20 protein-coding genes and 4 tRNA genes are annotated in these 25,926 nt (G+C 63.2%); 8 read left to right on the top strand and 16 right to left on the bottom strand.

The features are described 5' to 3' along the window. Positions 1-267: 267 nt before the first annotated feature. The 5 genes from CDO35_RS05965 to CDO35_RS05985 all read right to left on the bottom strand — a co-directional run bounded on the left by CDO35_RS05965 (position 268) and on the right by CDO35_RS05985 (position 7,052). Positions 268-3,336, bottom strand: coding sequence for an efflux RND transporter permease subunit (locus tag CDO35_RS05965; protein ID WP_099523044.1), 3,069 nt, complete (start codon positions 3,334-3,336; stop codon positions 268-270). Further along, positions 3,333-4,355 (bottom strand): efflux RND transporter periplasmic adaptor subunit, encoded by a 1,023-nt coding sequence (locus CDO35_RS05970; protein WP_099523045.1) that lies wholly within the window; start codon positions 4,353-4,355, stop codon positions 3,333-3,335. The genes CDO35_RS05965 and CDO35_RS05970 overlap by 4 nt, the downstream gene beginning before the upstream one ends. A gap of 156 nt (positions 4,356-4,511) precedes the next feature. After that, positions 4,512-5,306 carry an ABC transporter permease gene (locus CDO35_RS05975; RefSeq protein WP_099523046.1) on the bottom strand — a complete coding sequence of 265 codons (795 nt, stop codon included), beginning with the start codon at positions 5,304-5,306 and terminating at the stop codon, positions 4,512-4,514. After that, entirely contained in the window at positions 5,303-6,235 is a 933-nt protein-coding gene (locus CDO35_RS05980) for an ABC transporter ATP-binding protein (RefSeq protein ID WP_099523047.1), read from the bottom strand. The genes CDO35_RS05975 and CDO35_RS05980 overlap by 4 nt, the downstream gene beginning before the upstream one ends. 154 nt (positions 6,236-6,389) lie before the next feature. After that, a complete protein-coding gene (locus CDO35_RS05985) occupies positions 6,390-7,052 on the bottom strand; it encodes a transglutaminase-like domain-containing protein (RefSeq protein WP_099523048.1) in 663 nt (220 codons plus the stop codon). Positions 7,053-7,192: 140 nt separating this feature from the next. Here CDO35_RS05985 and CDO35_RS05990 point away from each other — a divergent pair, with 140 nt between their 5' ends. Then, positions 7,193-9,640 carry an acyl-CoA dehydrogenase gene (locus CDO35_RS05990; RefSeq protein WP_099523049.1) on the top strand — a complete coding sequence of 816 codons (2,448 nt, stop codon included), beginning with the start codon at positions 7,193-7,195 and terminating at the stop codon, positions 9,638-9,640. Positions 9,641-9,782: 142 nt separating this feature from the next. Further along, positions 9,783-10,190: a PA2817 family protein gene (locus CDO35_RS05995; protein ID WP_099523050.1), complete on the top strand. Its 408-nt coding sequence runs from the start codon at positions 9,783-9,785 to the stop codon at positions 10,188-10,190. A 111-nt stretch (positions 10,191-10,301) separates the two neighbouring features. Here CDO35_RS05995 and CDO35_RS06000 read toward each other — a convergent pair. The 4 genes from CDO35_RS06000 to CDO35_RS06015 all read right to left on the bottom strand — a co-directional run bounded on the left by CDO35_RS06000 (position 10,302) and on the right by CDO35_RS06015 (position 10,680). After that, positions 10,302-10,377, bottom strand: a tRNA-Gly gene (locus tag CDO35_RS06000). A gap of 14 nt (positions 10,378-10,391) precedes the next feature. After that, positions 10,392-10,467: transfer RNA gene (locus CDO35_RS06005), tRNA-Glu, on the bottom strand. 46 nt (positions 10,468-10,513) lie between these two features. Then, positions 10,514-10,589, bottom strand: a tRNA-Gly gene (locus tag CDO35_RS06010). Between the two features lie 15 nt (positions 10,590-10,604). Beyond that, positions 10,605-10,680, bottom strand: a tRNA-Glu gene (locus CDO35_RS06015). Positions 10,681-10,902: 222 nt separating this feature from the next. Between CDO35_RS06015 and CDO35_RS06020 the strand changes: the two genes are divergently transcribed. Continuing rightward, the gene (locus CDO35_RS06020; RefSeq protein ID WP_243699052.1) at positions 10,903-11,670 is read left to right on the top strand and encodes a hypothetical protein; all 768 of its coding nucleotides are present in this window, start codon (positions 10,903-10,905) and stop codon (positions 11,668-11,670) included. Between the two features lie 47 nt (positions 11,671-11,717). After that, positions 11,718-12,380, top strand: coding sequence for a glutathione S-transferase family protein (locus tag CDO35_RS06025; RefSeq protein ID WP_099523052.1), 663 nt, complete (start codon positions 11,718-11,720; stop codon positions 12,378-12,380). Positions 12,381-12,469: 89 nt separating this feature from the next. Here the strand turns inward: CDO35_RS06025 and CDO35_RS06030 are convergent, their stop codons facing one another. Both CDO35_RS06030 and CDO35_RS06035 read right to left on the bottom strand, forming a co-directional pair. Then, positions 12,470-12,952 carry a GAF domain-containing protein gene (locus tag CDO35_RS06030; RefSeq protein ID WP_099523053.1) on the bottom strand — a complete coding sequence of 161 codons (483 nt, stop codon included), beginning with the start codon at positions 12,950-12,952 and terminating at the stop codon, positions 12,470-12,472. After that, positions 12,949-13,839, bottom strand: a complete 891-nt coding sequence (locus CDO35_RS06035) for an ATP-binding protein (RefSeq protein WP_099523054.1) — start codon at positions 13,837-13,839, stop codon at positions 12,949-12,951. Before CDO35_RS06035 ends, CDO35_RS06030 begins: the two co-directional genes overlap by 4 nt. Positions 13,840-13,949: 110 nt before the next feature. Between CDO35_RS06035 and CDO35_RS06040 the strand changes: the two genes are divergently transcribed. Continuing rightward, complete coding sequence (locus tag CDO35_RS06040) at positions 13,950-16,271, top strand: response regulator (RefSeq protein ID WP_099523055.1); 2,322 nt, start codon at positions 13,950-13,952, stop codon at positions 16,269-16,271. Here the strand turns inward: CDO35_RS06040 and CDO35_RS06045 are convergent. From CDO35_RS06045 to pdxB, 3 genes are all read right to left on the bottom strand, one after another. Next, positions 16,261-16,719 (bottom strand): MarR family winged helix-turn-helix transcriptional regulator, encoded by a 459-nt coding sequence (locus CDO35_RS06045; RefSeq protein WP_099523056.1) that lies wholly within the window; start codon positions 16,717-16,719, stop codon positions 16,261-16,263. The two genes, CDO35_RS06040 and CDO35_RS06045, sit on opposite strands and share 11 nt — an antisense overlap. Beyond that, positions 16,716-17,201, bottom strand: a complete 486-nt coding sequence (locus CDO35_RS06050) for a glutathione peroxidase (RefSeq protein ID WP_037002727.1) — start codon at positions 17,199-17,201, stop codon at positions 16,716-16,718. The genes CDO35_RS06045 and CDO35_RS06050 overlap by 4 nt, the downstream gene beginning before the upstream one ends. Positions 17,202-17,382: 181 nt before the next feature. Next, positions 17,383-18,513 carry a 4-phosphoerythronate dehydrogenase PdxB gene (gene pdxB, locus CDO35_RS06055; protein WP_099523057.1) on the bottom strand — a complete coding sequence of 377 codons (1,131 nt, stop codon included), beginning with the start codon at positions 18,511-18,513 and terminating at the stop codon, positions 17,383-17,385. A 289-nt stretch (positions 18,514-18,802) separates the two neighbouring features. Here pdxB and CDO35_RS06060 point away from each other — a divergent pair, with 289 nt between their 5' ends. Continuing rightward, positions 18,803-20,176 carry an MATE family efflux transporter gene (locus CDO35_RS06060; protein ID WP_099523058.1) on the top strand — a complete coding sequence of 458 codons (1,374 nt, stop codon included), beginning with the start codon at positions 18,803-18,805 and terminating at the stop codon, positions 20,174-20,176. Between the two features lie 39 nt (positions 20,177-20,215). Next, positions 20,216-21,289, top strand: coding sequence for a DUF3080 domain-containing protein (locus tag CDO35_RS06065; RefSeq protein ID WP_099523059.1), 1,074 nt, complete (start codon positions 20,216-20,218; stop codon positions 21,287-21,289). Between the two features lie 90 nt (positions 21,290-21,379). Here CDO35_RS06065 and tusA read toward each other — a convergent pair whose 3' ends face one another. Both tusA and rlmM read right to left on the bottom strand, forming a co-directional pair. Next, a complete protein-coding gene (gene tusA, locus CDO35_RS06070; protein ID WP_425048528.1) occupies positions 21,380-21,631 on the bottom strand; it encodes a sulfurtransferase TusA in 252 nt (83 codons plus the stop codon). A gap of 68 nt (positions 21,632-21,699) precedes the next feature. Beyond that, on the bottom strand, positions 21,700-22,755 hold the full coding sequence (gene rlmM, locus CDO35_RS06075; RefSeq protein ID WP_099523060.1) for a 23S rRNA (cytidine(2498)-2'-O)-methyltransferase RlmM: 1,056 nt from the start codon (positions 22,753-22,755) through the stop codon (positions 21,700-21,702). 256 nt (positions 22,756-23,011) lie between these two features. Between rlmM and acnA the strand changes: the two genes are divergently transcribed. Beyond that, positions 23,012-25,753: an aconitate hydratase AcnA gene (gene acnA / locus CDO35_RS06080; protein ID WP_099523061.1), complete on the top strand. Its 2,742-nt coding sequence runs from the start codon at positions 23,012-23,014 to the stop codon at positions 25,751-25,753. The last annotated feature ends 173 nt before the right edge of the window (positions 25,754-25,926 follow it).

The raw sequence follows: 25,926 nt of genomic DNA on the forward strand, positions 1-25,926 counted from the left end.
TTTAGCGGGTTGAGCGCCAAGTCGCACCCGCGAAGCACCACGCAGACACTTGCAGGAGCGAGCTCCGCTCGCGAATCGCATTACCGCCAAAAGCTTCGCGAGCAGAGCTCGGTCCTACGACAATCAGTCGTTCAATGCCCGTGGGAGGGGCTTTCGGCTCGGGCATCCTGCTTCGCTCTACCTCCTGCATCCCTGCAGTCGTGGCCGCGACAGCTGCAAAAGCTCGCCGTTAAAGCGCCTCCTACGATGGCCATCGGCACAGGCCAGTCAGACCGCTGCCGGCTCCTCCTCGATTACCCGCAGCGGTGCCCAACGGCGCAGCAGCAGGTACAGCGTCGGAATCACGTAGAGGGTGAAGAAGGTCCCCACCAGCAATCCGCCAACAATCACCAGGCCGATCTGCTGACGGCTTTCGGCACCGGCACCCGTGGCGATGGCCAACGGCAGCGAACCCAGCACCATGGCGCCGGTGGTCATCAGGATCGGCCGCAGGCGCTGCACCGACGCCTCGATCACCGCCTCACGTAGCGCCTTGCCCTCGCGCAGCAGGTGGTTGGCAAACTCGACGATAAGGATGCCGTGCTTGGTGATCAGGCCGATGAGAGTCACCAGGCCGATCTGCGAATAAATGTTCCAGGTCCCTCCGAACAGCTTCAGTGCCAGCAAGGCGCCGGCCATCGACAAGGGCACGCTGAACAGAATGATCAGCGGGTCGCTGAAGCTCTCGAACTGCGCCGCCAGCACCAGGAAGATGAACGCCAGCGCCAGGGCAAAGATCAGCAGGATGCCCGAGCTGGATTCCTTGAAATCACGCGAAGTGCCGGTGTAGTCGTACTGCGTCTCGGGCGGGAACACCTCGCGCGCAGCGGTCTCCAGGTGGTTGAGCGCCTCGCCCAGGGTGTATCCGGTGCCGACGTTGGCGCTGATGGTCACCGCACGCAGCTGGTTGAAGTGATTGAGCTCGCGCGGCGCCACCGTCTCGCGCACCTCGATAAGGTTGGACAGCTGCACCATGCCGCCATCGCGATCACGCACGTACACCCGATCCAGGTCCTGCGGGTTGCTGCGGTCGATATCCTGCAGCTGCACCATCACGTCGTACTGCTCGCCGTTCTGCTTGAAGCGGGTCACCTGGCGGCTGCCGAACAGGCTTTCCAGGCTGCGCCCAATCACCGAAACATCGGTGCCAACCGCCGTTGCCTGCTCACGATTGACAGTGATCTTGAGCTGCGGCGAATTGAGCTTGAGGTCGCTATCCAGCCCCTCCAGGCCCGGATAATCACGCATGCGCTCCATCAGTTGATCGACATAAACCTGCAGCTCGGCGTATTCCATGGACGAGCGCACGACAAAGTTGATCGGCTGGTTACGCGCACTCTGTCCCAGCGGCGGACGGTTGACCGGGGTCACGCGCATGCCGGCGATGTCCTGCAACTGCGGCAGCAGCTCGTTGCGAATCTCGAACTGGGTACGCGAGCGGTCGCCCCAGTCCTCCAGTTTCATGAAGGAGATGCCCTGCGCCACCGTGGGGAAACCGGCGATCATCAGATAGCGATTGGTCTCCGGAATGCTCGCGTAAGCGGCTTCGACCTCACGGCCGTAGCGCGCCGTGTAATCGATGGTGGCGCCGTCCGGACCATTGAAAACGCCGACGATGGTGCCGGTGTCCTCGGTAGGCGCCAGCTCCGAACGCAAGCCGCCGAACAACCAGGCGCACATCACGAAGGCACCGAGCAGCACGCCAAGCACCAGCGGCCAGGCGCGCAGCGCACGGTCCAGGCTGTGCTTGTAGCTATAGGTCAGGCCGTTGAGGAAGCCTTCGATCAGGTTGTACACGCGGCCATGGCGCTGCTCGTGCTGATGCGGCTTGAGCATCACTGCGCACATCATCGGCGTCAGCGTCAGCGCCACGAAACCGGAAACCAGCACGGCGCCGGCCAGGGTCCAGGCGAACTCGGTAAACAGCTTGCCGGTGGTGCCCTGCATGAAGCCGATGGGGGCGAAGACTGCAGCCAGGGTCAAGGTCATGGCGATCACCGCGAAGGCAATCTCGCGACTGCCCTTGAAGGCCGCCTGCATGGGCTTCATCCCGGCCTCGATATGACGATGGATGTTTTCCAGCATGACGATGGCATCGTCCACCACCAGGCCGATGGCCAGAACCATGGCCAGCAAGGTCAGGGTGTTGATGGTGAAGCCCATCAGCGACATCAGGGCGAAGGCGCCGATCAACGAAACGGGGATGGTCACCAGGGGAATCAGCGTCGCGCGCAGCGAGCGCAGGAAGATGAAGATGATCAGGATGACCAGCGCCACCGCCTCCCAGATGGTAGTGAAGACGTTGTCGATGGATTCGCGGATGAACTGCGAGTTGTCGTTGGCCACGGTCATGTTCATGCCGTCGGGTAGCAGTGCCTTGACATCGTCCCAGGCCGCTTCGAGCCCGTCGGAGATATCCAGCGGGTTGGCCGTGGCCTGCTTGACCAGGCCCAAGGTCACCGCTGGCAAACCGTTGAAACGCACCACGGTACGCTCATCGCGCGGCCCCACTTCGGCGCGGCCAACGTCGGACAGACGCAGCAGATAGCCTTGCGAGTCGTCGAGAATCAGCTCGCTGAACTGCTCCGGGGTACGCAGATCGGTTTCCGACAGCACGCTGAACTCACGCTCGCGCGACTCGATGCGTCCGGCTGGAATTTCCACGTTCTGCCGGCGCAGGGCGTCTTCCACGTCCTGCACGGTGAGGTTGTGCGCGGCGAGCTTTTCCGGGTCGAGCCAGATGCGCATGGAGAAGGTACGCGCCCCGCGCACCTGTACTTCGGACACACCGGGAATAGTTTGCAGGCGATCCTTGACTACCCGCTCCAGCAGATCGGTGATCTCCATGGCGCTGTGCTGCTGGCTGTGAAAGGCGATCCACACCACCGGCTGGGCGTCGGCCTCGACCTTCTGCACGATGGGCTCATCGACCTCATCCGGCAGCAGGCTGCGCACCCGCCCGAGGCGATCTCGTACGTCGTTGGCTGCCTCGTCGGCACTGCGGCCGAGACGGAACTGGGCGGTGATCTGGGTGTTTTCCGCGCGACTGATGGAGGTGACGAAGTCCAGGCCCTCGATGCCGGAGAGCACGTCCTCCACCGGCTGCGCTACCTGCGACTCCATGATTTCCGGGCTGGCGCCGGGGTAGGTAACCTGCACGGTGACGATGGGCACGTCGATATTGGGGTATTCGCGCACATTGAGGCGGTCGTAGGCCATCAGTCCCAGCAACACCACGATCAGCGACAGAACAGTGGCGAATACCGGCCGGCGAATGCAGACGTCGGAAAGTGTCACGGCTGGCGCTCCCCGCTCTTGGTACGCACGGCCAGCCCTTCACGCACACGCTGCCAACCGGCGCTGATGATGGTTTCGTCACCCTGCAGGCCCTCATGCACTTCCACCAGGCCATCGAAACGCTTGCCCAGCGTCACCTCACGGCGCTCGACCTTGCCATCGACCACCAGGTTGACCAGCAACTTGTCGCCCTGTGGCATCACCGCCTCTTCGGGGATCACCAGCGCCTGCGGCCGCTCTTCGAGAATCACCGAAACGCGGACGAACTGACCTGGACGCAGGCGTCGATCATCGTTGCCGATATGCGCGCGGATCGCCTGGCTGCGCCCCGCCTCATCCAGGCGCGGGTTGATGGCGAAGATCTCGCCACGAAAGCGTTCGCCTGGGTAGGTATCGAGGGTGATTTCCACGGTCTGACCGAGGCGCACCTGGGCCACGGCCTTCTGTGGAATACGGAAGTCGACCTTGAGCGGGTCGAGCACCTCCAGGTTGACGATGTTCTGCCCGGCGCTGAGGTAGTCACCGACGCTGGCCTGGCGTAGGCCGAGCGTGCCGTCGTGAGGGGCCTTGATCTGAGTCTTGTCGAGCCTGGCCTGGGCCAGGGCCTGGCTGGCGCGCGCAGCCTGCAGCTGGCTCTGCGCCTCATCCAGCGCCTGAGCATTGCTGGCGCCGCGCTGGAACAACATCTGCGCCCGCTGGTGGTTCTTCTCGGCGAGATCGAGATTAGCCCGCGCCTGGGCGAATTCGGCGCGCGCAATGGCGTCGTCAAGGCTGATCAGCAGATCGCCGGCGGTTACCGCCTGGCCCTCGCGAAAATGCAGGGTGGCCAGGCGTCCTTCCACTTCCGGGCGGATCATCACCGACTCGTCGGAGCGCAGCGAACCGAAGGTGATTAGCTCGTCACGCACCTCCATCTGCCGCACCGGCACGATCTCGACCATTGGTCCTTCTGCAGCCACCGCAGGCAACGCGAATACACCCAGCCACAGCAATGGAAGAGCACGCAACAGCACGGTCATGATCAGCCCCTTCTTCTTGGTAGAGGCGGAGTCTAACCGGCTGCTGCGTTACTGACAGGTGCGCAAGTTATTTCGCTATGTTTTTTCCCTCGCCACCACGCCTGTAGGAGCGGCCTTAACCGCGAGATCGCGGATGAATCCGCTCCCACAAAAGCGTCACTGACGCATGCCGCGACCGCTGATCAGCAGGCGGATGCACAGGGTGTAGAGCGCAGCAGTGGCCAGCAGCATGAAGCCGATGGCTACGCCAATGCGGATGTCGGATACCCCGAGAATGCCGTAACGGAAGGCGTTGACCATGTGCAGGATGGGGTTACCTAGCGACACCGTCTGCCAGAACGGCGGCAACAGGGTGATGGAATAGAACACCCCGCCCAGGTAGGTCAGCGGCGTCAGCACGAAGGTCGGGATGATCGAAATGTCGTCGAAGTTGCGCGCGTACACCGCGTTGACGAAGCCACCGAGGGAAAAGATGGTCGCCGTCAGCAGCACCACCAGCACGGTCACACCCAGGTGATGCACCTGCAAGTGGGTGAAGAACAACGACAGCAGCGTGACGATGAAGCCCACCGCCAACCCGCGCAACACGCCACCGACGACGAAGCCGATGAGGATGGTGTGCGGCGATACCGGCGATACCAGCAGTTCTTCGACGTTGCGCTGGAACTTGCTACCGAAGAAGCTCGATACCACGTTGCCGTAGCTGTTGGTGATCACCGACATCATGATCAGCCCCGGCACGATGTACTCCATGTAGCTGAAGCCACCCATATCGCCGATCTGCCGGCCGATCAGGTTACCGAAGATCACGAAGTACAAAACCATGGTGATCGCTGGCGGTAGCAGGGTTTGCGGCCAGATCCGCACGAAGCGGCGGATCTCACGGTGAACGATGGTACGCAGGGCCACCAGATTGGCGGCGAATTCGCTGTTGAGGTACTGAGAGGTCATTGCGCCACCTTGGCCAGGTTCTTTTCCACCAGGGAGACGAACAGCTCCTCCAGGCGATTGCTCTTGTTACGCAGGCTGAGCACCTCGACCTGCTGCTGGGCCAGTTGCTGGAACAGCGCGTTGAGGCCCTGACTCTTCTCCACCTGCACTTCCAGGGTGTGATGATCGACCAGGCGCGCGGGATAGCCCTGCAGCAGCGGCACTGAGCTGTAGGAGTCCTTGAGGTCGAAGAGAAAGGTCTCCACATGCAGCTTCTTCAGCAGATCCTTCATGCTGCTCAGCTCCACGATACGGCCGTGGTCGATGATGCCGATGTTGCGGCAGAGCTGCTCGGCCTCTTCCAGGTAGTGGGTCGTCAGGATGATGGTGGTGCCCTGCTTGTTCAGCTCGGTGAGGAAGCTCCACATCGAACGGCGCAGCTCGATATCCACCCCAGCGGTGGGCTCGTCGAGGATCAGCAGGCGCGGCTGGTGCACCAGAGCGCGGGCGATCATCAGGCGGCGCTTCATGCCACCGGACAGTTCGCGTGAGGCCACGTCGCGCTTGTCCCACAGGCCGAGCTGGGTCAGGTACTGCTCGGCGCGCTCCTTGGCGACGGAACGCGGAATGCCGTAGTAGCCGGCCTGAGTGACGACGATGTCGAACACCTTCTCGAACTGGTTGAAGTTGAATTCCTGCGGCACAACGCCGAGGCAGCGCTTGAGCGCGTAGGGTTCGCGGTCAAGGTCATGGCCGAACACGCTGACCGTGCCGCTGCTCTTGTTCACCAGCGTGGAAAGCACGCCGATGGTGGTGGATTTGCCGGCGCCATTGGGGCCAAGCAAGGCGAAGAAGTCACCTTCGGCAACGTCCAGATCGATGCCGTGCAGGGCCTGGAAGCCGTTTCCGTAGGTCTTGGTCAACTGGCGAATGGTCAGGGCGGAGCTCATGAAGATGGGGTTTCCCGCGCGAGAGTGAGGTCGTTATAGATGGGTACGAAGAGCCCCGATTGCAACCGGGTGTTTCGCCCATTTCTTTCTGGCATGCACCCTACCGACCCCGGCGCGCAGATAAAAGACCGTCATGCCAATCTTGATTATCGACTCAGTCGATAACACTGGCCTCACGTTGCATATCGCCGTTCAGCTCCAACGCGCCGACCTCGAACAGATGCGGATAACACCCGCGCAGATGGTCGAAGAACAGTTGCTCGGGCAGATCCTCGAACTGACCGTGATCGTGCAGGTATTCCATGTAGCGCTCCCCCTGGTCGTTGTAAGGGTGGAAGACGCTGTCATGCACGCCGTCGAATTCCAGCGGCGCCACCTTGAATACCCGGCACAGTGCCTCGTTGAACGCCGACGTGGCCTTGACCCAGCGCCCATCCAGATACAGCTCGGTATAGCCATGCATGGCGAACACCTCGCTACGCAGCAGCTCCAGCAGGCGCGGCGTCGACAGGTGATTGCGCACGTCGGCCAGGCCAATACGCGCGGGAATCCCGCAATGCCGGGCACAGGCAGCGAGCAGATTGGCCTTGGGCACGCAGTAGGACTCACCGGCCGCCAATGCATGACTGGCCTTCAATGTCTGCGCATCGAGGCTGAAGGCATAGGGGTTGTAGCGAACCTCGTCACGCACCGCCAGATACAGGGCCACGGCCTGACTGGTCGGTTCTCGTGACGCACCACGCCAACGTTCGGCGAACTCGACTACCGCGCGATGGTCACTGTCAATGAAGCGGCCGGGACGTAGATAGGTCTGCATGGCGAGGGCTCCTGAAGTTTGCTTCAGTCTAATCTCGTCAATTGCGCCACGTTCACGACGATCCGGCCAAGCTCACCGCCCCTGCCGCCATTTATGGCTATGCTCGGGGCGTCGCCCGCTCGAATCATGGAGGAATGCACATGCTCGTCATCTGGTTGCTGGTTCTGCTGCTCGGGGTCGCCTACCTGGCCCATAGCCGTACCGCCGCCCTACCCGCCCTCGGCATCACCGCAGCCTATCTGGTGGCCATGGCATTGTTCAGCCCGGTACCGGGCTGGTTGCAACTGCTGCTGTGGATCGTCACCGGCGCCGTCGCCGCGTTCATCCTGCTCGGTGATCTGCGCCGGCAACTGTTCACCAGCCCGTTGTTCGCCTGGTTCCAGCGCGTACTGCCGCCGATGTCAGCCACCGAACGCGACGCCATCGAAGCCGGCACGGTGTGGTGGGATGGCGAGCTGTTCAGCGGCAAGCCTGACTGGGACAAGCTGCTGGCCTACCCCAAGGCCAAGCTGACCGACGAAGAACAAGCGTTCATCGACGGCCCCACCGAAGAACTCTGCGCCATGATCAGCGACTGGCAGGTTGGCCAGCAGATGGACCTTCCAGAGAAAGCCTGGGAACACATCAAGCAGCATGGTTTCTTCGCCCTGATCATTCCCAAGGAGTACGGCGGCAAGGGCTTCTCGGCCTACGCCCACTCGCAGGTGGCGATGAAGCTGGCCACCCGCAGCGGCGACCTGGCCTCCACCGTGATGGTGCCCAACTCCCTCGGCCCAGCCGAACTGCTGCTGCACTACGGCACCGATGAGCAGCGCCAGCACTACCTGCCGCGCCTAGCACGCGGCGATGACATCCCCTGCTTCGCCCTGACCGGCCCACTGGCAGGCTCCGATGCCGGTGCCATGCCGGACACCGGGATCATCTGCAAGGGCCAGTACAACGGCGAAGAAGTGATCGGCCTGCGCCTGAACTGGGAGAAGCGCTACATCACCCTCGGCCCGGTGGCGACCCTGCTCGGTCTGGCCTTCAAGGCCTATGACCCGGATCATCTGCTGGGCGACAAGGAAGACCTCGGCATCAGCCTGGCGCTGATCCCCACTGACACGCCCGGCGTAGAAATCGGCCGCCGTCACCTGCCACTGGGCGCTGCTTTCATGAACGGCCCGAACTCCGGCAAGGACGTGTTCATTCCGCTGGAGTACCTGATCGGTGGCCAGGAGTACCTCGGCAAGGGCTGGATGATGCTGATGAACTGCCTGTCGGTCGGCCGTTCCATTTCTCTGCCGGCGGTCGGCACCGGCGCGGCCAAGTTCACCAGCCTCGCCACCGGCCAGTACGCTCAGCTGCGTGAGCAGTTCAACGTGCCGCTGGCCGCCTTCGAGGGCATTCAGGAGGCCCTGGCGCGCATCGGCGGCAACGCCTGGCTGATGGACAGCGCGCGCATCCTCACTGCCAACGCCGTCGATCTGGGCGAGAAGCCCTCGGTACTGTCGGCGATTCTCAAGTACCACCTGACCGAGCGCGGCCGTGAGTGCATCGGCCACGCCATGGACGTGCACGGCGGCAAGGGCATCATCATGGGCCCGAACAACTACCTGGCCCGCTCCTGGCAGGGCGCGCCGATCTTCATCACTGTCGAGGGCGCCAATATCCTCTCGCGCAACCTGATGATCTTCGGTCAGGGCGCCATCCGCTGCCATCCGTACGTGCTAAAGGAAATGTCCCTGGCCGACCGCGACGACAAGGACCAGGCACTGATCGAGTTCGACTCACTGCTGATGAGCCATATCGGCTTCGCCGTCGGCAACGCTGCCAGCAGCTTCCTTCTCGGCCTGACACTGAACCGCCTGGGCACTGTGCCGGGTGACGATCTCAGCCAGCCCTACTACCGCGCCCTCAATCGTCTGGCAGCAGCCTTCGCCCTGTGCGCCGACAGCAGCATGATGCTGCTCGGCGGCGACCTGAAACGCCGCGAGCGCCTGTCCGCCCGCCTCGGCGATGTGCTCAGCCACCTCTACCTAGGTTCGGCCGCACTCAAGCGCTACCACGACCTGGACTACCCGGAAGCGATTCGTCCGCTGCTGCGCTGGGCCATGGAGGAAAACCTCTACCACGCCGAACAAGCGCTGGATGACCTGCTGAGCAACTTCCCCAACCGCCTGTTCGGCTGCCTGCTCAAAGTACTGGTGTTCCCTCTGGGCCGCCGCCACCAGGGCCCGAGCGACGCACTGGACGCCGAAGTGGCGGCAATCATCGGCCGCCAGGCCGGCGATCCTGCTCTGGAGTCGGTGCTGGAAGGTTGCTACCGCCCGCAGGCCGATCAGGATTCGGTGGGCGCCCTGCAGCATGCGTTGAACCTCGTGCAGGCCAGCCAGGACGCGCGCAAGCGCCTACATCAGGCGCTCAAGGACGGCAGCCTGCAACCGGCTCCTGGCCAGGACACCATCGAAGCGGCGATCGCCGCCGGCATCCTCGACGGCGAACAGGGCCAACGCCTGCAAGCGGCCGAAGCGGCTCGGCGTCGAGTGATCGACGTCGACGACTTCGCCAAGGAAGAGCTCACGCTGGAGAGCGGCAAGGTACGCTGACGCTATCGCTTGTGGGAGGGGCTTCAGCCGCGAGCTTCTGCATCGCGACCGCCCCCTCCGACGCAAAGGCCAGCCAAACGGGACAGCGGGCGTCAGGAACTCTATACTCCTGCGCCCGTTTTACCCTTCAGGAACCTGCACCATGGCCAGCCATATCGAACACCACCTCGCCCTGCTCAATCACCTGCGCGGCATCCTCGTCGCCCTGGGCGAAGCCGAACAGGTGCTCGACGACAGCCACGCCCTGTTCCTCGAGCGCTACGACGAACTGCTCGCCGAATTGCCGCGCGACCCGGTTTCCAGCCAGTATCTGGGCCAGGATCTGATCAGCCAGGTGTTCCACCGCTACCCACAAATTGCCCACCTGGTCCCCCGTGATCTGCTGTGGTTCTTCGGTGGCGACTGCCTGCACTTCATGCCCGACGAAGAAATCGCCCTGTACCAGACCCTCGACGAGCGCCGTTTCGAAGCGGAAGAGAACGACGAGCCCTTCGACTGGAACTTGGAAAAACAGCTGCTGGCCCTGCCCACTGACGGCGCCAAGCACTGATCGCTGGCCGGCCAGCAACGAAAAAGCCCGCCGATACACCGAGCGGGCTTTTTCTGGCAGCAAACGACAGAAACGAAAACGCCGCTCGATTGAGCGGCGTTTTCGTTTATTTGGAGCGGGAAACGAGACTCGAACTCGCGACCCCGACCTTGGCAAGGTCGTGCTCTACCAACTGAGCTATTCCCGCAGTACAACTTGAAATGGCGTCCCCTAGGGGACTCGAACCCCTGTTACCGCCGTGAAAGGGCGGTGTCCTAGGCCACTAGACGAAGGGGACCTTGGAACTTCGTTTGAAACCCTGCCTAAGCAGCATTTCCAAAATTTGGAGCGGGAAACGAGACTCGAACTCGCGACCCCGACCTTGGCAAGGTCGTGCTCTACCAACTGAGCTATTCCCGCATTACAGCTTGAAAGTGGCGTCCCCTAGGGGACTCGAACCCCTGTTACCGCCGTGAAAGGGCGGTGTCCTAGGCCACTAGACGAAGGGGACACACCCCGGAACATCAAGCAACTTTCCGGCTTCCTTCGCTTCGCTTTGGGCTTTGCGCTGGAAGTGGCGCGCATTCTATGGAGGCTTTTAAAGGTCGTCAACCACTCTCTAAAAAATTTTTAAAATCAAAGACTTCAGCCCAGAAATCGATATGCCACTAGGAGCCATGCGACCAAGCCACTACACTCGGTCGAAAAGTCGATTCTCGAGAGGTCCCAAGCAGTGTCCGCACTCGTGATAACCATGCTGATCGTCGGCGGCATCGCCCTGTTGATGGTGATTGCCTACATCAACCACGCCGTCGAGAACAGCAAGCTGGAGAAAGCGCGCCAGCGCGCCGATCTGCTCGACCGAATTCGTCGCTGCCAGGACATCTCCGAGCGTATACCTGGCCAATTGATGACGCCGCAGCTGAAGCTACTGCTGAGCCAGTTACAGTTGCAGGCCAGCGAACGCTTACTGCCACTGGAGAAACAGAACACCACCCTTCGGAGCGATATCGACACGCTGAAGGCGCAGGTCGCTCAGGGCGAATCCATTGCCGTGAAGAACCCTCCTCAACCCATCGCCAACGAAGCCAAAGCCAAGGACGTGCGTTTTCTGCTGGAAAACCTGCATGCCCTGATCACCGGTTCGGTTCAGGCCGGCCTGCTACCCGCGGGCGACGGCAAGCATTGGCTCAAGCAGATTCGGCAGATGCTGGTGCTGGTGCATATCGAGTTCTTCAGCACCCTGGGCCAGGCAGCCATGCAGCAGAAACAACCCGGCCAGGCCCGCCTGGCCTTCGAGCGTGGCGTGCAGTACCTGCGCAAGCAGCCAGATCCCGCGCCCTACCAGGCGCAGCTCAAACGATTCGAGGAGCAGTTGGCACGTGCCAATGCCATGGTGCTCAACAACAATGCTCCTACGGCGGAAGAACCGAGCCAGTTGACCGAAGGTCTGAAAGATCTGGAAGGCGACGACTGGAAGAAGAAGAACATCTACGACTGAGGATCGCCACGCTCACTCGAGCACACTGACCGCCGCTAGGAGTTGCAATGAGCCTGACCGTATACGGGGCACCGCTGTCCCCCTTCGTCCGCAAACTCTGCCTGTGCCTGATCGAAAAGGGCCTGGATTACGAGCTCGAAGTGGTCATGCCCTTCGGCCAGCCCGATTGGTTTCGCGAACTCAACCCGCTAGGCCGAATTCCCGCCTTTCGCGACGGCGACCTCAAGCTGGCTGACTCCAGCGTCATCTGCCAATACCTGGAAGAACGCTACCCCGAGCACACACCGCTGTATGGCGCCGATGCAGAGCAACGCGCCAAGGTGCGCTGGCTGGAAAAATACGCCGACTACGAGCTGGCGCCACTGTGCACCTTCACCGTGTTCCGCAACCGCGTGTTGAAAGCCACCATGGGTCAGCCCTGCGACGAGGAAAAGGTGCAGCAGACGCTCAGGGACAAACTGCCCAACCACTTCGACTACTTCGAGACCACGCTGGGTGATGCGCCCTATTTCCTCGGTGAGCAGCTGTCCATGGCCGACCTGGCGCTGGCCAGCCAGCTGATCAACATGGAGCATGGCGGGGAAACCCTGGATGCCGGCCGCTGGCCGAACCTGATGGCGCACTACGAGCGCATCAAGAACCGTGCATCCACACAGCAACTGCTGCCGCGTGAACTGCGTACGCTGGAGAAGATCGGCGCCAAGCGCTGAGCCCGCTTCGCAGGGTGCGCGCGGCGCACCCTACCGGACCGCGCCCACACCGCCACATCGCCTCAGACAGAGCCGCACCATGGGCGTATTCAGCAGTCGCTGGCAGCCAGGAATACCGCTGCCAGCGCTTCGATGCCGGTCTGATCCACCTCGGTGAAACGCCCTACCGACGGACTGTCCAGATCCAGCACGCCAATCAGGCGGCCGTCCTTGACCAAGGGCACCACCAGTTCGCTGTTCGATGCACTATCGCAGGCAATGTGCCCCGGGAAAGCATGCACATCCTCGACTCGCTGGGTTTGCAGGCTGGCCGCCGCTGCGCCGCAGACACCACGACCGAAGGCGATGCGCACGCAGGCCACCTTGCCTTGGAACGGGCCAAGCACCAGTTCGCCATCCTTGACCAGATAGAAGCCAGCCCAGTTCAGGTCGGCCAGCTCGTGAAACAGAAAGGCGGAAAACTGCGCGGCATTGGCAATGAAATCACGCTCGCCGGATAACAGCGCCTGCAACTGCGCAGTCAGCAACGGATAGCCATTGAGGCCGTCACCCGCCTGGGAAAGATCGATCATGCCTGTTGCTCCAGCAGTTGCAGCCCGACCCAGTGGCGGGCGAATTGATAAGCGCAGCGGCCATTACGGTTACCACGACCCAGCGCCCAGCGGATGGCGGCCTTTTCCAGCGCCTCGTCCCAGCTCCAGTTCAGCCCGACCTGACGCGCCTGCACGTCCACCCAGTGGCGCACGACGATCAGGAAGTGATCCTGAGTGAAGGGATAGAACGACAGCCACAGGCCAAAACGGTCGGACAGCGCGATCTTGTCCTCCACTGCCTCATTGGGATGCAGCTCGCCGTCGACCCTCTTCCAGTTCTCGTTGTCACTCTGATGCTCGGGCACCAGATGGCGGCGGTTGGACGTGGCGTACAGCAGCACATTGTCCGGCGCCTGCTCCAGCGAGCCGTCGAGCACGCTCTTGAGCACACGGTAGTCGCCCTCACCCGCCTCGAACGACAGATCATCGCAGAACAACACGAAACGTTGCGGCAGGCCGGCCAGCAGCTCGACCACGCGCGGCAGATCGGCCAGGTGATCACGTTCGATCTCGATCAGGCGCAGGCCGGCCTTGGCGTGCTCGGCGAGCAAGGCACGCACCAGCGATGATTTACCGGTGCCGCGCGCGCCCCAGAGCAAGGCGTGGTTAGCCGGCATGCCGCTGACGAACTGGCGGGTATTGCGCGCCAGTTGCTCGCGCTGGGCATCCACACCCAGCAGGTCGCTCAGCGACAGATCGAGGCTGACATCCAGCGGCAGCAGGTAGCCGCTGCGCCCATCACGCACCCAGCGCGCCGCCACGCACTGGCTCCAGTCCACTTCCGGACGCAGTGCAGGCAGCAGGGGTTCGATGCGCTCCAGCACCTGTTCGGCGCGGGCGAGAAAATTCAGCAATCGGGAATCCACGATCTACTACTCCTTTTGCGCAGAACCGCACGTTGCAGGCTCTGCCGGTACAGGGTCGCTATCAGCTATGCTTGGCAAGCGCCCAAGGATCAGAGACGACGCACGCATTCATGGATATATCGCTCACCAATCGTCTGTCGTTCAAACAGGCCGGTCTGACCGTCCTGGTGGCGTTTATCCTTGGTACGCTGCTCAGCGTCACCCAGGTGGCGGTCGATTATGCCAGCGAAGAGGCCTCCATCAACCGCGAGATTCGTGCTCTGCTGGAAATCAGCCACAACCCTGCCGCCCGCATCGCCTACAACATCGACGCCGAACTGGCCCAGGAGCTGGTCCTCGGCCTGCTGCGCTCCCCTGCGGTGACCCGCGCTGAACTGATCGACAACAGCGGCCTGGTTCTGGCCAGCGTCAGCCGTCCACGCAGCGAAAGCCGTTATCGGGTCTTGAGCGACAGCCTGTTCGGCGCCCAACGGCAGTTTCAGGACCCGCTCCACGTCAGCCACGCCCCCGACGAAGCCCTTGGCTTTCTGCGCCTGGAGGTCGACACCTACGCCTTCGGCAGCCACTTCCTGAAACGCTCGATGCTGACCTTGCTCACCGGGTTCGCGCGCAGCCTGCTGCTGTCGCTGATCCTGCTGGTGCTGTTCTATTTCATGCTGACCAAACCCCTGACCGGGGTGATTCGAGCACTCAGCGAGCGCAACCCGCAGGACCCGCAGCATCGCCCGGTGCCCTGCCCCAAAGGCCATGAGCACGACGAGATCGGCACCCTGGTCGAGGTCACCAACCGCCAGTTGTCGAACATCGCGCTGGAGATCGAGCAACGGCGCAACGCCGAGGATCGCCTGACCCAGTACCTGAGCGAACTGGAAAACATCGTCTCGGCCCGCACCGCCGAACTCAAGGCGACCAACGTGCGCCTCAGCCAGTCCAACGCCGAGTTGGAAACGGCGCGCACCACCGCCCTGAACATGGCGCAGGCGCGCTCGGCCTTCCTGGCCAACATGAGCCATGAGATCCGCACCCCGCTCAACGGCCTGCTGGGCATGCTCGCCCTGGCCCTGGACGGCCCGCTCAGCGCCGAGCAGCGCCAACAGCTGGGTATCGCACACGACTCCGGCAAGGTGTTGGTGGAGTTGCTCAACGACATTCTCGACCTGTCCAAATTCGAAGCTGGTCAGCTCGAACTGGAGGATATCCCCTTCGACCTCGGCGCCTTGGCCGAAGAGACCGCCAGCTTGCTGTCGCAGAACGCCGCCAACGCCGTGGAGCTGACCTGCCTGATCGATCCGGCACTGCCGGCGCAGGTGCTGGGCGATCCGACGCGGGTTCGCCAGATCGTCAGCAACCTGCTGTCCAATGCGCTCAAATTCACCCGCTTCGGCCGCGTCGACCTGATCGTCGCCTGCGCGGTGGACGGCATCAGCATTCGCGTGCGCGATACCGGCATCGGCATCGCCGAAGACGCCCAGGCGCGCATTTTTCAGCCCTTCGCCCAGGCCGAAGTGGGCATCACCCGTGAGTACGGCGGCACCGGGCTCGGCCTGGCTCTGACGCGGCGCCTTTGCGAGGCAATGCACGGCAAGCTGAGCCTGCAATCGAAAGAAGGCTTCGGCAGTGAGTTCTGCGCCGAGCTACCGCTGCCTGCCCATGTACAAGCCAGCTCACAACCGGCGCTGGAGGGCCGCATCGTCGCGCTGACCCCGGCCAGCAGCGGCCTGCAACAGATGCTCAGCCAGTGGCTGCCCGCCTGGGGCCTGAGTTATCAGCGCCTGGCTACCGATGCCAACCTGCACGGCGTGGAGGCCGACCTGCTGATCAGCGATTGCCCGGAATGCCTGTTCGGCATTCGTCCGGCGATGAACACACCGGTGTTGCTGGTCACCGCCTACGGCAACTTCCTGCCGCATGAGCAGGCACAACGCCTTATGCCGCTGCTGCAGATCGCCCGCCCAGTGTCGCGCAATGGCCTGCTACAGGAGCTGCGGCACGTCCTGCACAGCGACGACGGCGACGTTCACAGCAGTGCCCAGGCGCAGCCTGTGCGGGAAAGCAGTGCACGCGTACTGCTGGTCGAGGACAACCCGGTCAACCAGATGGTCGCCAAGGGCATGCTGGGCAAGCTCGGCTATCAGGTGCTGGTAGCCGGCCATGGTGGTGAAGCGCTGGAGGTTCTGGAGCAGGAACCTGTCGACCTGATACTGATGGACTGCAATATGCCGGTGATGGATGGCTACGAGGCCAGCCGGCGCATTCGCAGCAACGGGCGCTGGCCCGAGCTGCCCATTGTCGCCCTGACCGCCAATGCGCTGTCCGACGAACGCGAACGCTGCCGCGCCGCCGGCATGAACGACTACCTGGCCAAACCCTTCCGCCGCGAGGAACTGGCGGCCATTCTGGATACCTGGCTGCCCGCCGACCTCACTCGCTGAGCCTGGCCAACAGGCGATCCAGACTGCGGCGCAGCCCCTCCATCTCCAGCAGGTCCTGATCGTCGAACTGGCAGAGCAACTGCGCCTTCAGCGGCAAGACTTGCCCCTGGAGCGCCCTGCCAGCCTCGCTCAGCGCCAGATGCACCTCACGCTCGTCCACCTGCGCGCGACGGCGCTGCACCAGCCCCATCTGCTCCAGACGCTTGAGCAGCGGCGTCAGGGTCCCGGAGTCCAGTTGCAGACGTTGCCCGAGCGCCTTGAGCGTCGGCTGCTCGGGCGCCCGCTCCTGCCACTCCCACAGCACCAGCATCACCAGATATTGCGAGTAGGTCAGGCCGAGGCCGTCGAGCATCGGTTTGTAGGCGCGGATCACCGCACGTGAGGCGGCGTAGAGCTTGAAGCACAACTGATTGTCCAACTGCAGCCCAGCGGTATCGAAAGTACTCATTTCAGCAGGGCTTCGATCTCGCTGCTCAGCTCTTCGGGCTTGGTGGTCGGGGCGAAACGCTTGACCACCTGGCCATCCTCGCCAATCAGGAACTTAGTGAAATTCCACTTGATGCCCTGACTGCCCAGCAGCCCCGGTGCGCGCTTCTTCAATTGCACGAACAACGGGTGAGCATCGCTGCCATTGACGTCGACTTTCTTGAACAGCGGGAAGCTGACGCCGAAGTTCAGCTCGCAGAATTCCGAGATGGCGCCCTCGTCACCCGGCTCCTGCTTGCCGAACTGATTGCAGGGGAAACCGAGCACCACCAAGCCCTTGTCCTTGTACTGCTGCCAGACGTTTTCCAGGCCCTTGTACTGTGGGGTGAAGCCGCACTTGCTAGCGGTGTTGACCACCAGCACGGCCTTGCCGCCGAAGTCAGCCAGGGTCTTCTGCTCGCCCTTGATGGTGGTGACCGGGATATCGAAAAGCGCGTTGCTCATGGGGAATCGTCCTGAATGGGCTGAAAGTGACGAACAAGGTAGCGAGCAATTAAATTGCATGCAATTCAATTAACGCAAAATAAGGCGCATGGATAGCGCCTTATCGTAGGGTGTCGCGGGGCCACCTAGGCTGTGCGCACCTCGGGTGCTCTGCGATATCAGCCGGTGCGCACAGCGCACCCTACACAAGGGTCGCGCCCAGGGCTCGTACCAGCGCGGTCAGTGGTGCTGCATCACCCTGAATGCGTACGTGCAGGCCATCGATCTCGCGGCGCATAGGGTAATGCTTGCGCAGTCGGTCGAAGCCGGCGCGACGCGCATCGGCATCGCCGACCAGGCTACGGCGAAAATCCACATCGTCGCGGCGCGGGTCGTACACCGAGCGGCAAATACTGGCCAGCGCCCATGCCGGATCGGCGCTGCCGTCGATGCTCAGCTCACTCAACCAGGGCGCCGGCAGCAGATCGGCCAGACTCACCTGCTCAGCCACGCCCAACGCGCGACAGCAGGCTTGGTAGATCTGCGCTGTGCCGCGCAGCTTGCCGTCCAGGCTGTAGCCGGCAATATGTGGCGTCGCTAATTGGCACAGGGCGGCCAACTCAACATCGGCCTGCGGCTCGCCCTCCCACACGTCCAGTACCGCTTTCAGATCTGGCCGCTGCGGCAGCAAGCTGCGTAGCGCGGCGTTGTCCACCACGGCACCGCGACTGGCGTTGATCAACCAGGTTCCTGGCTTCAATGCCGCCAGGCGAGTCGCACCGAACAGATGCCGCGTCGAAGCGTCCAGCGGCGTGTGCAGGCTGATCACATCGCACTCGTCGATGATCTGCTCCAGGCTGACGAAGTCGCCGCCCTCGGCAGCCTGGCGCGGCGGGTCACACACCCGCACCTGCCAACCGAGACCACGTAACAGATCGACCAGACGCCCGCCAACCTGCCCCGCCCCGACCACGCCATAAATCCGCGCTGCCGGATCGACGCCCTCACGCTCGGCCAGGGTCAGCACGCTGCCCAGCACGTAATCCACCACGCCACGGGCGTTGCAGCCAGGCGCACTGCTCCAGGCGATGCCGGCCTCGGCGAAGTAATCGAGATCCAGATGGTCGGTGCCGATGGTGCAGGTGCCGACGAAGCGCACCCGGCTGCCTTCGAGCAAGGCGCGATTCACTTGGGTCACCGAGCGCACCAGCAGCAGGTCGGCATCACGCACATCGGTCGCTGTGATGGCGCGCCCCGGCAAGCGACGGATGCTGCCGAACGCGGCGAAGAACTCATCGAGCAGGGGAATGTTTTCGTCGGCGACTATGTGCATGGCAGGCTCCATCGGGCAGGCCGCCATTCTAACAGGCCGTTGAAAAACTACCTGCGTTGCCATTGCTGCGTTAAAAACAGCCTCAAAATGCTCATTTACAACACGTAGACTGCGCTTTCTCGACTGTTATTGCCTTGCACTGGCTGCCTCGCCTACGTTTTTCAACAGCCTGCTAAATCAGCCGGCACTTTAGACCCACAGGCCGCCAGACAGAGGGGCAGATCGTTCTTTCCTGACCGCTACGTCAAGGCGTAGACTACGCGGTTTCCTGTTATCCCGAAGAGTCGAAATGTCCACCGACAGCCGCCTTGGCCGCGTGCGCACGGAACTGCGCAGCCTCCTGCTCCTGGCCACGCCCATCATCATCGCCCAGCTGGCGCACACCGCCATGGGCTTCGTCGACACGCTGATGGCCGGGCGCGTCAGCCCGCAGGACCTGGCGGCCGTGGCACTGGGCAACTCGATCTGGGTACCGGTATTCCTGCTGATGACCGGCATCCTGCTGGCGACCACGCCCAAGGTGGCGCAACGCTTCGGTGCCGGCCAAGAGGCCGACATCGGCCCGCTGGTGCGCCAGGCGCTCTGGCTGGCGCTGGTTGTCGGCTGCAGCGCCGCAGCCCTGCTGTGGAACGCCGAATTCATCCTGCGCACGATGAACGTCGACCCGGAGCTGATCACCCCAGCCATGGGCTACCTGCGCGCGGTCGCTTGCGGCTTTCCGGCAGTGGCGCTGTATCACGTGCTGCGCTGTTTCAGCGACGGCCTTGGCCACACCCGCCCGGCCATGGTGCTGGGCATTATCGGCCTGCTGCTGAACATTCCCGCCAACTACATCTTCATCTATGGCAAGTTCGGCCTGCCGGCCATGGGTGGCGTTGGCTGCGGTTGGGCAACCGCACTGGTGATGGGCTTCATGCTGATCGGCATGCTGGTCTGGGTGAAGTGGGCGCCCTACTACCGTGCCAGCGCGCTGTTCACCCGCTTCGAATGGCCGCAGTGGACGGTGATCAAACGCCTGCTGAGCATTGGCGTCCCGATCGGTATCGCGGTGTTCGCCGAGTCGAGCATCTTCGCGGTGATCGCCCTGCTGATCGGCGGGCTTGGCGCCACCGTGGTGGCCGGTCACCAGATCGCGCTCAACTTCAGCTCCATGGTGTTCATGATCCCTTACTCCTTGGCCATGGCGGCCACCGTACGCGTCGGTCAGGCGCTGGGCCGTGGTCAGCCGCGCGAGGCGCGCTTCGCTGCCGGGGTGAGCATGGCGGCAGCACTGGGCTATGCCTGCATATCGGCCAGCCTGATGTTCCTGCTGCGCGAACAGATCGCGCAGATCTACACGCCGGACCAAACGGTGATCGCCGTGGCGGCAACACTGATTGTCTATGCGGCGCTGTTCCAGTTCTCCGATGCCATTCAGGTGACCGCGGCCGGCGCACTGCGTGGCTACCAGGACACGCGCATCACCATGCTGCTGACCCTGTTCGCCTACTGGGGCATCGGCCTGCCGGTGGGGTATGCGCTGGGGCTGTCCGACCTGTTCGGCGAGCCCAGCGGGCCCAGCGGCTTGTGGCAGGGCCTGGTGGTGGGTCTGACCTGCGCCGCGGCGATGCTCACCGTGCGCCTGGCGCGCAGCGCACGCAAGCGCATTCGCCGGGCCGCCTGAGTCATTGGATAGGCAGGAGATCAGCTCTAGACTGAGCGCATGATTCGACCAGCCCTGCTCCTCTGCCTACTTCTGCTCGCTGCATGCGGCCCGGCCAACGACGGCCTGGCCCTGCAGAGCGATTACCTGCAACGCCTGCAACGCTCACTCGATGCTGCTGACGGCAACGCCTTCGACAATCGCAGTGTCAGCCAGTACCGCCTGCCGGCCCGGCGTGAGCGGCTTAGCGAGATTCCCGAGTTGCGTATCGGCCTGCTCGATCTGGTGATCGATGCACGGCGCTGCCCGCACCTGCAACAACTGATCAGCCAGCGTAACAGCAGCCTGGGCAAGCAACTGATGCCCAGCCAGCGCCTGGGCTACGAAGGTGATCTGCTGCGCGCCATCGATGCCTGCCTGCCCCATCTGCAGGAAGACTCCAGCCTGAAGGCCACGCTGCAGCACCTGGCCAGCGACAAGCGCCAGCAACTGCCCGCAGTATTCTGGAATGCGCTGAACGGCAGCCCGGAGTTCGAGAACTATCTGCGTTTCGCCGATCAGGCCTTGCCGGTGGACACGCTGGAAGACAGCGCCGCGCTGGGCGCATTGCAGCGACTGGCCAGCATCGGAGCCGCCCTGCCTGCACAACTACCACCGAATACTGACGAGCTGGAGCCGCTGTTCTTTGCCCTCTATGCCAGCGAACAGGGCAGCCAGTTGATCACCAGCCTGGCCAGCCTGCGCCACACCCTCGACGTCGGCAGCGAGATGCTGGAGCAGCGCCAACAGGACCGCCCCCTTTGCCCACTGGGCCAGGCGACGCCGCGCGGGCGCATCCTGCAGAACATCTTCGTCAAGTTCTACGCTGGCGGCCTGCAGCCCTATCTGGCAAAGGTCGACCAGCGCGGTCAGCAGTGGCAGGCGGCACTGCTGCAATTGCAGCGCATCGACGGCATTCCTCCAGCCACCCGCGAACACCTGCAGCGGCTGGCCGGCGAGCAGGATTCGTTATGGCAGGATTTCCGCGCCGCCACGGCGCGTCACGTCAAGGCCTGGCAAACACTACTGAACAGCTGCGGCCTGGCGCCGGGGCAGGCGGGATGGAACAGAGCTGAAAACGACGCAGAACCGTAGGGTGCGCCGCGCGCACCAATAACCACAGATAACCCGAATCAAGGCACATCAACGGTGCGCACGGCGCACCCTACATGCGACATGCGTCGCCTAGTCGGCCTTCTTACGAATCCAGTACAGGTAGGCGCCGTCTTCCTCGGCCTGACCGATCAGCTCGTGGCCGAGAAACACGCAGAACTTGGGAATATCACGGCGGGTAGAGGGATCGGTGGCGATCACCTTGAGCAGACCGCCCGGCGACAGGTCGCGCACCTTGTTGTGCAGCATCATCACCGGTTCCGGGCAATTCAGGCCGCTGGCGTCGAGCAGGTCATCGTGGTTGAGGGTCAGGACTTCGGACATAAGGGGCTCCACAAACAGGCGCGCATTGTCGCGCAAAGCTGACCTTCAGGTCACCTACGCGCAGACCATCACTTGCCGTGCCGACGCAGGTGGCAGGTCACTTCCTCACGGTCGTGATACAGCTGCTTGCAGCCGATGCTTACCTTCAGGCCGCGCTCGACCAGCCCCGATTCGATGCGATCAAGCAGGCGCCGCACTTCGGCATAGCGCTGCTTCATCGGCAGCTTGAGGTTGACCACCGCCTCGCGGCACAGCCCCTCGCCCAGCCAGGTTTCGATCATCGCCGCCGTGCGCGCCGGCTTCTCGACGATGTCGCAGACCATCCAGTGCACCGGATGCCGTGGGCGGAAGGTGAAACCATCGGCGCGCTGGTGCACGACAAAGCCGGAATACATCAGGCTTTCGGCCATCGGCCCGTTGTCCACGGCGGTGACGCGGATTTCCCGATTGACCAGTTGCCAGGTCCAGCCGCCCGGTGCGGCGCCCAGGTCGACCGCGGTCATCCCCGCCGCCAGGCGCTGATCCCACTGCTCGCGCGGGATGAAATGGTGCCAGGCTTCCTCCAGCTTGAGCGTGGAGCGGCTCGGCGCCTCGCGCGGAAACTTCAGGCGCGGAATGCCCATCGGCCACATCGCCTGGTTGTCCGCCTCGGCGATGCCCGCGAACACCTCACGGCCGCTCTTGAAGGTCAGCAGCAGGCGCGGCTTCTTGGCATCGTCCACCAGTTTGCCGGCCTTGAGCAGCGCCTTGCGCAGCGGCGCCTCGAACTTCTTGCAGAAGGTCGAGAGTTCCTTGCCGTCGTTGGTATCCACCACTTCCAGCCACAGGCTGCCGCACACCGGGTAATCAGCCAGCGCCTCCAGCAACACGCTGATACGGTCGCTTTCCGGCAGGCTGACATAGATCCCGCGCGCCCATTGCCGCGGGAAGATCAGCTGATTGAAACGCACGCTGCGCATCAGCCGTTCGCAATCGGCCGCCTCGCTGCAGACGAACTCGGCGCACGCGCTGCCGGGCTTGGTCTTGGAGTAGCCTGGTACATCCAGGCGTGCAGCAAGGTCGGTGATCTCGGCGCAAACCTCCCCTTCGAAACCGGGGCGGCAATGCAGAAACAGGGTATTCATCAAAGGCTCTCCTCGAGGCCCGCATGATACCCGAGACCGGAACCCAGAGCCGCTAAACCTGTCCAGCTATACATGTGCTGCCTACATATATGAAGCCGCCAGTCATCGTGTTTCGATGAAATCCGGCCATCCAGACCAGGCAGCACATAGCAACCGATTAAGGATATGCGCTAGCCAGACCGCTCAAGCCGAACTAGCTTGAAGGTCTGCCGCCATCAGACACAGCCCGAACCGTGCGGGCCCAAGGAGATGTGCAATGCCCTCCCTCGATAGCCTGAACTGCCGCCGCGAACTGAAAGTCGGCGACGCCACTTACCGCTATTTCAGCCTGCCCGAGGCTGCCCAACGCCTCGGCAACATCGACCGTCTGCCCAAGTCGCTCAAGGTCCTGCTGGAAAACCTGCTGCGCAACGAAGACGGCCAGACCGTGCAGCCGCAGGATCTGCAAGCCATGGTCGACTGGCTGGACCAGCGCGCCTCCGACCGCGAGATCCAATACCGCCCGGCGCGCGTACTAATGCAGGACTTCACCGGCGTGCCGGCGGTGGTCGACCTGGCCGCCATGCGCGACGCCATGGCCAAGGCCGGCGGCGATCCGCAGCGGATCAACCCGCTGTCGCCGGTGGACCTGGTTATCGACCACTCGGTGATGGTCGACCGCTATGCCTCCTCCAGCGCCTTTCACGATAACGTCGAGCTGGAAATGCAGCGCAACGGCGAACGCTACGCCTTTCTGCGCTGGGGCCAGCACGCCTTCGACAACTTCAGCGTGGTGCCGCCAGGCACCGGCATCTGCCACCAGGTCAACCTCGAGTACCTGGCGCGCACCGTGTGGACCAAAGAAGAAGACGGCGCCACCCTCGCCTACCCCGACACCCTGGTCGGCACCGACTCGCACACCACCATGATCAACGGCCTCGGCGTACTCGGCTGGGGCGTCGGCGGCATCGAGGCGGAAGCGGCCATGCTCGGCCAGCCGGTTTCGATGCTGATTCCCGAAGTGATCGGCTTCAAGCTCAGCGGCAAGCTGAAAGAAGGCATCACCGCCACCGACCTGGTGCTCACCGTCACCCAGATGCTGCGCAAGAAAGGCGTGGTGGGCAAATTCGTCGAGTTCTACGGCGACGGCCTGGCCGACCTACCCCTGGCCGACCGCGCCACCATCGCCAACATGGCCCCGGAATACGGCGCCACCTGCGGCTTCTTCCCGGTGGACGAGATCACTCTCGGCTACCTGCGTCTGTCCGGCCGCCCGGATGCCACCGTGCAACTGGTCGAGGCCTACAGCAAGGCCCAGGGCCTGTGGCGCGAGCCAGGCGCCGAGCCGCTGTTCACCGACAGCCTGAGCCTGGATATGGGCAGCGTCGAAGCCAGCCTGGCCGGACCGAAGCGCCCGCAGGATCGCGTCTCGCTGGGCCAGGTCAGCCAGGCCTTCGACGATTTCGTCGGCCTGCAGCTCAAACCGGCGGCCAAAGAAGAAGGCCGCATGCTCAGCGAAGGCGGCGGCGGTACCGCCGTGGGCGGCGACAAGCAGAGCGGCGAAGTCGACTATGAAGACGACGGCCATACCCATCGCCTGAAAGACGGCGCAGTTGTGATCGCCGCCATCACCTCCTGCACCAATACCTCCAACCCCAGCGTGATGATGGCCGCCGGTCTGCTGGCCAAGAAAGCCGTGGAAAAAGGCCTGCAGCGCCAGCCCTGGGTGAAGAGTTCGCTGGCCCCCGGCTCCAAGGTGGTCACCGAATACTTCGACGCTGCCGGTCTGACGCCCTATCTGGAGAAGCTCGGCTTCGACCTGGTGGGCTACGGCTGCACCACCTGCATCGGCAACTCCGGCCCGCTGCGTGAGCCCATCGAGAAAGCCATCACCCAGGCCGACCTGACCGTCGCCTCGGTGCTCTCCGGCAACCGCAACTTCGAGGGCCGTGTGCACCCGCTGGTGAAAACCAACTGGCTGGCCTCGCCGCCCCTGGTGGTGGCCTACGCCCTGGCCGGTAGCGTGCGCCTCGACCTGACCCGCGATGCCCTCGGCACCGGCAAGGACGGTCAACCGGTATATCTGAAGGATATCTGGCCGACCCAGGCCGAGATCACCCAGGCCATCGCCCAGGTCGACACCGCCATGTTCCGTAAGGAATACGCCGAAGTCTTCGCCGGCGACGAGAAATGGCAGGCCATCGCCGTGCCCAAGGCCGATACCTACGCCTGGCAAGGCGACTCCACCTATATCCAGCATCCGCCATTCTTCGAGAATATCGCTGGCGACCCGCCACGTATCACCGATATCCGCCAGGCGCGCATCCTCGCCCTGCTCGGCGACTCGGTGACCACCGACCACATCTCGCCGGCCGGCAACATCAAGGCCGACAGCCCGGCCGGGCGCTACCTGAGCGAGCATTGCGTGGATAAGGCCGACTTCAACTCCTACGGCTCGCGCCGGGGTAACCATGAAGTGATGATGCGCGGCACCTTCGCCAATATCCGCATCCGCAACGAAATGCTCGGCGGCGAGGAAGGCGGTAACACCCTGCACATCCCCAGCGGCGAGAAGCTGGCGATCTACGACGCCGCCATGCGCTATCAGGCCGAAGGCACGCCGCTGCTGATCATCGCCGGCAAGGAATACGGCACCGGCTCCAGTCGCGACTGGGCGGCCAAGGGCACCAACCTGCTGGGGGTCAAGGCGGTGATCGCCGAGAGCTTCGAGCGCATCCACCGCTCCAACCTGGTGGGCATGGGCGTGCTGCCGCTGCAGTTCAAACCCGGTACCGACCGCACCAGCCTGAAACTGACCGGCAAGGAAGTGCTGGCCATCGAAGGTCTGGAAGGCGTGGAACTGCGCCCGCAGATGCCCCTGACGCTGATCATCACCCGTGAAGACGGCACACATGAGGAAGTCGAAGTGCTGTGCCGCATCGACACTCTCAACGAGGTCGAGTACTTCAAGGTCGGCGGCATCCTGCACTACGTGCTGCGCCAGATGATCGCCAACTGATGCACCTGCCCTGCCGCGCCACGCGGCAGGGCCTTACCGTCGGGCCAAGGACGGCTCATGCCGTGACAAAAATGTGACGTCATTCAAAAAGCGTTTACACTCGCCAAAAATGGATTCAGCCCTCAACTTTGCCGTCCGTCGGCCGATGACAGGGCATTACAACGACGGATACC

Source organism: Pseudomonas sediminis (assembly GCF_002741105.1).
Classification (GTDB): Bacteria; Pseudomonadota; Gammaproteobacteria; order Pseudomonadales; family Pseudomonadaceae; genus Aquipseudomonas; species Aquipseudomonas sediminis.

Bases quoted from the DNA above. Each gene is read 5' to 3' on its own strand.
- CDO35_RS05970 (WP_099523045.1), bottom strand. From the start codon at position 4,355: ATGACCGTGCTGTTGCGTGCTCTTCCATTGCTGTGGCTGGGTGTATTC.
- CDO35_RS05975 (WP_099523046.1), bottom strand. From the start codon at position 5,306: ATGACCTCTCAGTACCTCAACAGCGAATTCGCCGCCAATCTGGTGGCC.
- CDO35_RS05980 (WP_099523047.1), bottom strand. From the start codon at position 6,235: ATGAGCTCCGCCCTGACCATTCGCCAGTTGACCAAGACCTACGGAAAC.
- CDO35_RS05985 (WP_099523048.1), bottom strand. From the start codon at position 7,052: ATGCAGACCTATCTACGTCCCGGCCGCTTCATTGACAGTGACCATCGC.
- CDO35_RS05990 (WP_099523049.1), top strand. From the start codon at position 7,193: ATGCTCGTCATCTGGTTGCTGGTTCTGCTGCTCGGGGTCGCCTACCTG.
- CDO35_RS05995 (WP_099523050.1), top strand. From the start codon at position 9,783: ATGGCCAGCCATATCGAACACCACCTCGCCCTGCTCAATCACCTGCGC.
- CDO35_RS06025 (WP_099523052.1), top strand. From the start codon at position 11,718: ATGAGCCTGACCGTATACGGGGCACCGCTGTCCCCCTTCGTCCGCAAA.
- CDO35_RS06030 (WP_099523053.1), bottom strand. From the start codon at position 12,952: ATGATCGATCTTTCCCAGGCGGGTGACGGCCTCAATGGCTATCCGTTG.
- CDO35_RS06040 (WP_099523055.1), top strand. From the start codon at position 13,950: ATGGATATATCGCTCACCAATCGTCTGTCGTTCAAACAGGCCGGTCTG.
- CDO35_RS06045 (WP_099523056.1), bottom strand. From the start codon at position 16,719: ATGAGTACTTTCGATACCGCTGGGCTGCAGTTGGACAATCAGTTGTGC.
- CDO35_RS06050 (WP_037002727.1), bottom strand. From the start codon at position 17,201: ATGAGCAACGCGCTTTTCGATATCCCGGTCACCACCATCAAGGGCGAG.
- pdxB (WP_099523057.1), bottom strand. From the start codon at position 18,513: ATGCACATAGTCGCCGACGAAAACATTCCCCTGCTCGATGAGTTCTTC.
- CDO35_RS06060 (WP_099523058.1), top strand. From the start codon at position 18,803: ATGTCCACCGACAGCCGCCTTGGCCGCGTGCGCACGGAACTGCGCAGC.
- CDO35_RS06065 (WP_099523059.1), top strand. From the start codon at position 20,216: ATGATTCGACCAGCCCTGCTCCTCTGCCTACTTCTGCTCGCTGCATGC.
- tusA (WP_425048528.1), bottom strand. From the start codon at position 21,631: ATGTCCGAAGTCCTGACCCTCAACCACGATGACCTGCTCGACGCCAGC.
- rlmM (WP_099523060.1), bottom strand. From the start codon at position 22,755: ATGAATACCCTGTTTCTGCATTGCCGCCCCGGTTTCGAAGGGGAGGTT.
- acnA (WP_099523061.1), top strand. From the start codon at position 23,012: ATGCCCTCCCTCGATAGCCTGAACTGCCGCCGCGAACTGAAAGTCGGC.